The 7,431-nt window shown below is 37.3% G+C and carries 7 protein-coding genes; 5 read left to right on the top strand and 2 right to left on the bottom strand.

The annotated features are described in order from the left end of the window. The coding region (locus tag AC1DIT_RS26165) for a Cna B-type domain-containing protein (protein WP_476998521.1) at positions 1-603 on the top strand (603 nt) is incomplete at its 5' end. A 420-nt stretch (positions 604-1,023) separates the two neighbouring features. Here AC1DIT_RS26165 and AC1DIT_RS26170 read toward each other — a convergent pair. Both AC1DIT_RS26170 and map read right to left on the bottom strand, forming a co-directional pair. Next, the gene (locus AC1DIT_RS26170; RefSeq protein ID WP_016112719.1) at positions 1,024-2,424 is read right to left on the bottom strand and encodes a M28 family metallopeptidase; all 1,401 of its coding nucleotides are present in this window, start codon (positions 2,422-2,424) and stop codon (positions 1,024-1,026) included. 440 nt (positions 2,425-2,864) lie between these two features. Further along, positions 2,865-3,611: a type I methionyl aminopeptidase gene (map, locus tag AC1DIT_RS26175; protein ID WP_016112718.1), complete on the bottom strand. Its 747-nt coding sequence runs from the start codon at positions 3,609-3,611 to the stop codon at positions 2,865-2,867. 381 nt (positions 3,612-3,992) lie between these two features. Here map and AC1DIT_RS26180 point away from each other — a divergent pair, with 381 nt between their 5' ends. From AC1DIT_RS26180 to AC1DIT_RS26195, 4 genes are read left to right on the top strand one after another with little or no spacing between them, the layout of a single operon-like run. Beyond that, positions 3,993-4,895 carry an ABC transporter ATP-binding protein gene (locus AC1DIT_RS26180; protein WP_016112717.1) on the top strand — a complete coding sequence of 301 codons (903 nt, stop codon included), beginning with the start codon at positions 3,993-3,995 and terminating at the stop codon, positions 4,893-4,895. Further along, positions 4,892-5,626 carry an ABC transporter permease gene (locus AC1DIT_RS26185; RefSeq protein ID WP_016112716.1) on the top strand — a complete coding sequence of 245 codons (735 nt, stop codon included), beginning with the start codon at positions 4,892-4,894 and terminating at the stop codon, positions 5,624-5,626. Before AC1DIT_RS26180 ends, AC1DIT_RS26185 begins: the two co-directional genes overlap by 4 nt. Beyond that, positions 5,627-6,757, top strand: coding sequence for a sensor histidine kinase (locus AC1DIT_RS26190; RefSeq protein ID WP_016112715.1), 1,131 nt, complete (start codon positions 5,627-5,629; stop codon positions 6,755-6,757). Beyond that, a complete protein-coding gene (locus AC1DIT_RS26195; protein WP_016132462.1) occupies positions 6,754-7,356 on the top strand; it encodes a response regulator transcription factor in 603 nt (200 codons plus the stop codon). Before AC1DIT_RS26190 ends, AC1DIT_RS26195 begins: the two co-directional genes overlap by 4 nt. Positions 7,357-7,431: the final 75 nt, after the last annotated feature.

The following is a 7,431-nucleotide window of genomic DNA, read 5'->3' on the forward strand; positions in this document are numbered from 1 at the left end:
GCAGCATACGATGCCGAAGGAAAGGCATACAAGTATGAAGTAAAAGAACAAGCAGTAGACGGATATCAAACAGAAGTAAAAGGTTATGACATCACGAATACAAAGGTTGGTCAAACAAAAGTAGAAGGAACGAAGACATGGAAAGACGACAATGCGAAAGATCGTCCGGCAATGATCAAAGTAGACTTACTACAAAATGGCCAAGTGCTTGCGACACAAGAAGTAAGTGAAGCAAGCGGTTGGAAATATGAATTCAAAGATTTAGCGGCATACGATGCCGAAGGAAAGGCATATAAGTATGAAGTGAAAGAACAAAAAGTAGATGGATACCAAACAGAAGTGAATGGTTATGACATCACGAATACAAAAATCAAGGACGTAGATCCAAAAGATCCAAGCACAGATCCAAAAGATCCAAGCACAGATCCAAAAGATCCAAACACAAATAACGATTCAAAAGTTCCACCTACTACAGAAAATGATAAGCCGACAGTATTACTTCCTAACACAGGAGGAACATCCACGGAAATCATTTCAATTGTTGGAGGTATGGTATTGTTCCTTTTAGGTGGACTTCTATTCGCTCGTCAACGAATAAAATAATAAAAAAGCTTTAGATTATTGATTACACTGTAATCTRAGTAGCAGACAAATTTAAAAAATTACTATTGATATTACTCCCTTTAGGTAGATATTCAAAAAAACTTCATGATAAGGTGAAGGAAAGAATGCAACCTGAAGGGGGGTTTCTATAGCGAAATTAGAAATAGTATTTTGTAAAGCTTTGTTCTTGAATGGTTGCAGCAGTAGCTCCTGTCCAGCAAAAGTTAATACACCTGCAAGAATCGTTGTTTTTAATAATAGAAATGTTCTTATCAAGTATAATTATTATTGTTATATTTAGTTATTGTTATATTTAGTATTATACATGATAATACCTTGAAATAAATATGCTTTTATGCATATTTATTTTTTTTTTAACAAAAAAAGCCACCACTTTGGAGTGAGTGGCTTTGATGATAATTAAGCAGCTTTCTGCCCTGTTTGTATAGCTGGTTTTTGAAGAACATCATAAACACCAGTACCAATGACATCTAACGCCATTTTCATACGTTCAGGTGAAATGTTTTCTAGAACGTTATCTTGTGGTGTATGGTATACCTTTTCAATATGATAGATAAGTGGATCCCAGCTATCTACTCCCATCCAAATGAACAGAGCTGCAGGGATGCCAGCATAAGCAAACGGTACATGGTCACTAGAACCGAATGTTCCTTGAAGAACAAGATCATTATTTAATTGCTTACTAGCATTTAGTGCAGCATCAGTTACAAGATTCGTAGATCCATCTGAAGTCATTGCATATAAATTTTTTGCTTTCTTATAGCTTGTAGCAACCATATCAGCATTAAACACACCTAAAATACGATCGCGTTCTGTTTGTGATAAGTTGTCAACGTAATGTTCAGATCCGATTAGTCCCATTTCTTCTGATCCGAAAGCAATAAAACGGATTTCCTTGTCAGTTTCTACATTTTGAAATGCGCGAGCTAATTCTAATACCAAACCTGTTCCAGAGGCATTGTCGTTTGCTCCTGGTGCTCCAGCAACACTGTCATAATGGGAACTTACGATAACAGCTTTTTCATTTCCAGTGCTGTTCTTCGGTTTCTTTTTCGCGATAACATTTAGAGATTGTAGGTTTGATTCATGTCGTGCTTTTAAAGAAAGGATTGCATTTCCCTTTTTTGTTAATTCTTCTTTGAAGGCATTACCTTGTGCATAAGCAAGACCAAATACAGGGATTGACTGTTTTTTCGTTAATCTTGGATTGAAAGTTTGTCCATAGTTACCGCGACCGCCAATTAAACTATATAAGAGGACACCCTTTGCACCTTTTGCAACGGCATTTTCTACTTGTTTGTTGTAGTCCGTTACTGTTTCACCTCTTTCAAATAAGACAATTTTCCCGTTTACCTCATTTGGAATTTCGTCTAGGTTTGTTCCATTTGGTACAAAAATGAGGGGAGCGGTAACAGCCTCAGTAGAAATTAAAGCATTCGGAGCAGCGCCTGCTTGCCAGTTTTTTGAACGTGATAAAGGAGAATCAATAAATCCCACATATTGATCGGGTACAGCAAATGGCTGATATTCTACTTCATATCCCATTGACTGTAATTTCATCCCAACATAGCGAGAAGCCCATTTTTCTGATTGTGTTCCACCAGGGCGCGGGCCAATTGTTTCTGATAAAAAACGGACGTGTTCGATTGCACGGTTAGCATCAACTTGCCCTGTAATAGGTGGAGTTTTGATCGTTTCTGACGGGGAATCAGCTTTTGCTTGTCCAATTGGAGCTAAGCTGACAGCGAGTGTTGCAGCAAGCAAAGAGCTTACTATTTTTTGTTTCAATGTTCTCTTCATATATTCCTCTCCTATTCTTCTATTCTATCTGACTGACAAAAGAAGACGGATAACGACTCTATTCTATCTCTTGTTTTTTGTATYTTCAATTAATTCAAGTTGAGAAATAAAAGTAGGATCATTTCATATGCATATTTGCATATTTTTAGAGAAGATGTATGTGCTATTATTTTAGACAAAGGTTCGCTTTCTTGTTTTGAAAGCCCCTAAATTGCATGTCTAGTGTACCCAAGCTTTAGAATATGTAGAGAAAAAGAAATCTATGGTGAGATTTCCTTTTCCTATGCTTGAACCTTTTGAACATGATAATTGTCATGTTTCCACATTTTATGATAATTATCAGTAGATGTAAGGCATCCATATGAAAAGAAGAGAAATCAGTGTGATTTCTCTTCTTTTTTGTATAGAAAAAGGAATGCCACTTACATTCCTTTTATCCCTTACAGTTCAGTTAAGATAATCGGCTCACCGCGTGTTACGACGACTGTATGTTCACATTGTGCAACAAGGCTTTTATCTGGTGTTACAAATGTCCAACCGTCATCGCCGCGTTCAATAATATGGTCAGCTTTCATAGAAATGAAAGGTTCTACAGCGATAACAAGACCATCTTTAAGAAGTGCATTATCCATTGGATCGTAGTAGCTTAGAATGTGATTTGGTGCTTCGTGTAAGCTAAGACCGATGCCATGACCTGTTAAGTTTTGGATAACGGCATAGCCATTTTTATGAGCAAAGTTAGAAACTGCACGACCGATTTGGTTTTGTTTCGAACCAGCTTTTACTTTTTTCATTGCTGCCCAAAATGCATCTACTGCTGCTTGGCAAAGTTTTTCTTTTTCTTCATCTTGCCCAAGAACAAAAGAGATACCTGTATCTGCATAATAACCGTCAAGTGCCGCAGATACATCAACATTTACTAAGTCGCCTTCTTTTAATACTTGATCTTTTGGAATACCGTGTGCAACTTCTTCATTTACACTAATACAAGTTACACCTGGAAAATCATATTCTTTTTCAGGTGCAGAAATAGCACCGTGCTCATCTAATACTTTTTTACCGATCAAATCAAGCTCTTTCGTTGTCATACCTGGCTTTGCTTGTTTTTTCATCTCTTCGCGTGCAAGCGCAACAACGCGGCCGATTTTTCGTAAACTTTCCAAATCTTGTTCATTACGAATAATCATAAAAAACCACTGTCCTTCCTCAATTATAAATCTTATACGATTGTATCATGTTTGTTTTTGTCCTGCTACTTGCGTGCGATTAACTCATCTCCATTGAAGTTTCGAAGTGGAATTAACTGGTTAATTTCTTTCGTAAGTATTTCTCCCGCTATTCGCTGGCAGTAATATTCCCACCTTAAAATTCGGAGAAAGCAAGCTAGGTAAGAGATAAACTGCTCGTAGCCGAATTGGTGAGGGCTAATAATCAGTGGGGATACATCTCCCCACTGATTAAAGTTTCACTTTATGACAATTGTCATATTCACATCATGACGCATCGTACTGTTTTCCATCTCTTCCAATATATACAATGTAAATATAAGGAATAGTGGAGGTGGCAAGATGGAAAAGATTATTGAAGTAAATGGTGTTTCAAAAACATTTAAACATAAAAAGGCTGTAAATAACGTTTCATTTCATGTGGAGAAGGGGCAGATTGTTGCACTTCTTGGGCCAAACGGTGCAGGGAAAACAACAACAATCTCAATGATGCTTGGATTAAAGGATCCATCAGAAGGAAGTGTTTCTATATTTGGAAAGAGTCCCAAGCGGCGAGCAGTTCGTAATCGCCTCGGTGCAATGCTACAAGAGGTGAGTGTTATCGATAGTATATCAGTGGAGGAAGCAATTGACCTATTTCGCAGCTATTATACGAATCCAATTGCAAAAGAAACATTGCTTCAGTTATCAAATTTAGAATCGGAAAAAAGGCAGCGTTGTGAAAAATTATCAGGTGGTCAAAAAAGAAGATTAAACTTTGCACTCGCACTTGCTGGAAACCCGGATTTATTATTTTTAGATGAACCGACTGTCGGAATGGATATTACGTCTAGAAAGGCTTTCTGGGAAACGATCCGAAAGCTAGCAAGTGAAGGGAAAACGATTATTTTGACAACGCATTATTTAGAAGAAGCAGATGCGTTAGCAGATCGAATTTTACTATTTGCAAACGGAGAAATCATTGCTGATGGAACTCCGGAGGAAATGAAAGCAACGATTTCTCGAAAAACCATTTCATTTTATACAAAAGAAAAAATTCCGACAGGCTTGCTGAAGGGGCTACCGCATGTTACAGCAGTACAGTTTCATGAATCGCGTGTTATTCTCACAACAGATGATACGGATGCTACGTTGCAAGCAATTTATAAAGAGAATTTACCTGTTACAGATATCTCAGTTGAACGAGGAAGTCTTGATGAAGCGTTTGAACAGTTTGTCGCAAACCAGAAGGAGGGAATTGCATGAAAGCCTTATGGATGCAATGCAAAATAGAAATTTTACGTACGTTCCGCAATAAATTATTTATCTTTTTCTCATTATTAATGCCAGTTCTGTTTTATTACATTTTTACAAATGTCATTCAAGTACCACAGAACGGAGATGCTTGGAAAGCGCACTATTTAATTTCGATGGCTACTTTCAGTATTGTAGGAACAGCACTTTTTAGTTTTGGTGTGAGACTTTCTCAAGAAAAAGGGCAGGGATGGACACATCTTTTAAAAATTACACCACTTCCAGAGGGAGCATATTTAACAGCTAAAATTATTTCTCAAACAGTGGTAAATGCTTTTTCAATACTTGTGATCTTTCTTGCAGGCATGCTAATCAATAACGTGGAATTAACGATCGGGCAATGGATTGGTGCTGGATTATGGCTATTAATAGGTGTGACGCCGTTTTTAGCACTTGGAACGATTGTAGGTTCAATTAAGAAGGCAGATGCAGCTTCTGGTCTCGCAAACATTTTAAATATGAGTTTAGCAGTACTAGGCGGTTTATGGATGCCAATCGAAATCTTTCCAAAGGTGCTAAGAACAATTGGAGAGTGGACACCAACATATCACTTCGGAAGCGGGGCATGGGATATTGTAGCGGGGAAATCTATAGGCTGGGAGAATATCGCGATTTTAGGAGGTTATTTCCTTATATTTGTTGTAATATCAATATATATAAGAAAGAGACAGGAAGCGGTATAAATGATCGAGAAGAAGCAGTTTGAAATTTTTCCAAAGCATATGGGGTTTTTCCCCTATATGTGGTTTGTATATCTACTATTTCCAATTTATAATTTAACGCAAGTATCAGGATGGAAGCTTTTAATGGGGAGCGGTATGCTGATGATTTTTGTCATCACATACCGTCAGCTTTATTTTGTGAAAAAGACGTTTATTTTATGGGCGTGTATTCAAATGGTGCTCATATTCCTATTTGCTTTACTCTATAATCCCTTTATGATCTTTTTTGGCTTTTTTACTGCAAGTGCGATAGGATTTGCACCAACTAAAAAAGTATTTCGAGTGTTGTTTGGTTTTTTGATTGTAATGCTTGGAGCTTTTATATTCGTGTATGTAAAGCAGCTAACAACTACAAGTTTAGTCAATATAGTTCCAATGTTTATTTTAATGCTTCTTACACCATTTGGTATGCGTAACTTTAATCAGAAAAAAATGTTGAGAATGCAATTAAACGAAGCAAATGAACAGATTAAAGACCTAGTAAAGCGTGAAGAACGTCAGCGAATCGCAAGAGATCTTCACGATACGTTAGGGCATACGTTATCTCTTATTACGCTAAAAAGTCAGCTTGTTGAGAAGTTGATTGCGAAAAATCCGGAGCGTGCAAGTCTTGAAGCCAAGGAAATTACACAAACATCACGCACAGCTTTAAAACAGCTGCGTGAATTAATTTCTGATATGCAGATGATTACGGTAGAGGAAGAGCTTGAACAAATAAAGGCAATTTTGCAAGCGGCTAATATTACGCTAGAAGTAGAACAGAAGGCGAGTTCTAGTGCATTGTCACCGCTTGAACAAAATATTTTAGGTATGTGTTTAAGAGAGGCTGTAACAAATGTTGTTAAGCATAGTAAGGCATCGATGTGTACAGTTTCTATATTTGAAGCACAAGGAGAACTTATTTTGCAGGTGAAAGATAATGGAGTGGGGTTACAAGCACAAGGTCATGATGGAAATGGCATTCGCGGTATGAAAGAACGAATTGCACTTATTGATGGGGCAATTGAACTAGATGAAACGCATCCCGGGATGCTTTTAACGGTAAAAGTTCCAATCGTAATTAGAACAGGAAAAGATGAGGTGAGGGCATGATTCGAATTATTATTGCCGAAGATCAACGAATGCTTCGTGGAGCACTAGGAGCCCTTCTTGATCTAGAAGATGATATTGAAGTAGTTGGACAAGCGGCAAATGGGGAAGAAGCTTTAAAGTTAATTGAATCATTACAGCCAGATATTAGTATTATGGATATTGAAATGCCGATTCAAAGCGGCTTAGATGTTGCTGAAACATTGCAGAAGAAAAAATCATTATGTAAGGTAATGATTTTAACGACATTCGCACGTCCAGGATATTTTGAAAGAGCAATGAAAGCGGGTGTTTACGGGTATTTATTAAAAGATAGCCCAAGTGAAGATTTAGCGGCAGCGATTCGCAATGTGATGCAAGGAAAACGAGAGATTTCCCCTGAATTAATGTTTGGGTTATGGCAAGAACAAAATCCATTATCAGATCGTGAGAAAGAAGTACTTCTATTAGCGAAAGAAGGAAAAACAGCAAATGAAATTGCGAAGACACTGTATCTTTCATCTGGTACTGTACGGAATTATATTTCAGATGTGTTAACAAAATTAAATGCGAAAAACCGACTTGAAGCAATTGCGATTGCGGAAGAAAAGGGCTGGATATAAAAAAGATGTTTACCGGTTATAGTGGTAAACATCTTTTTCTATTATTCTCCTTATTATTTACTGTTGCTAAGAAGG

The sequence above is a fragment of the Bacillus sp. 05T22 genome (assembly GCF_056396765.1).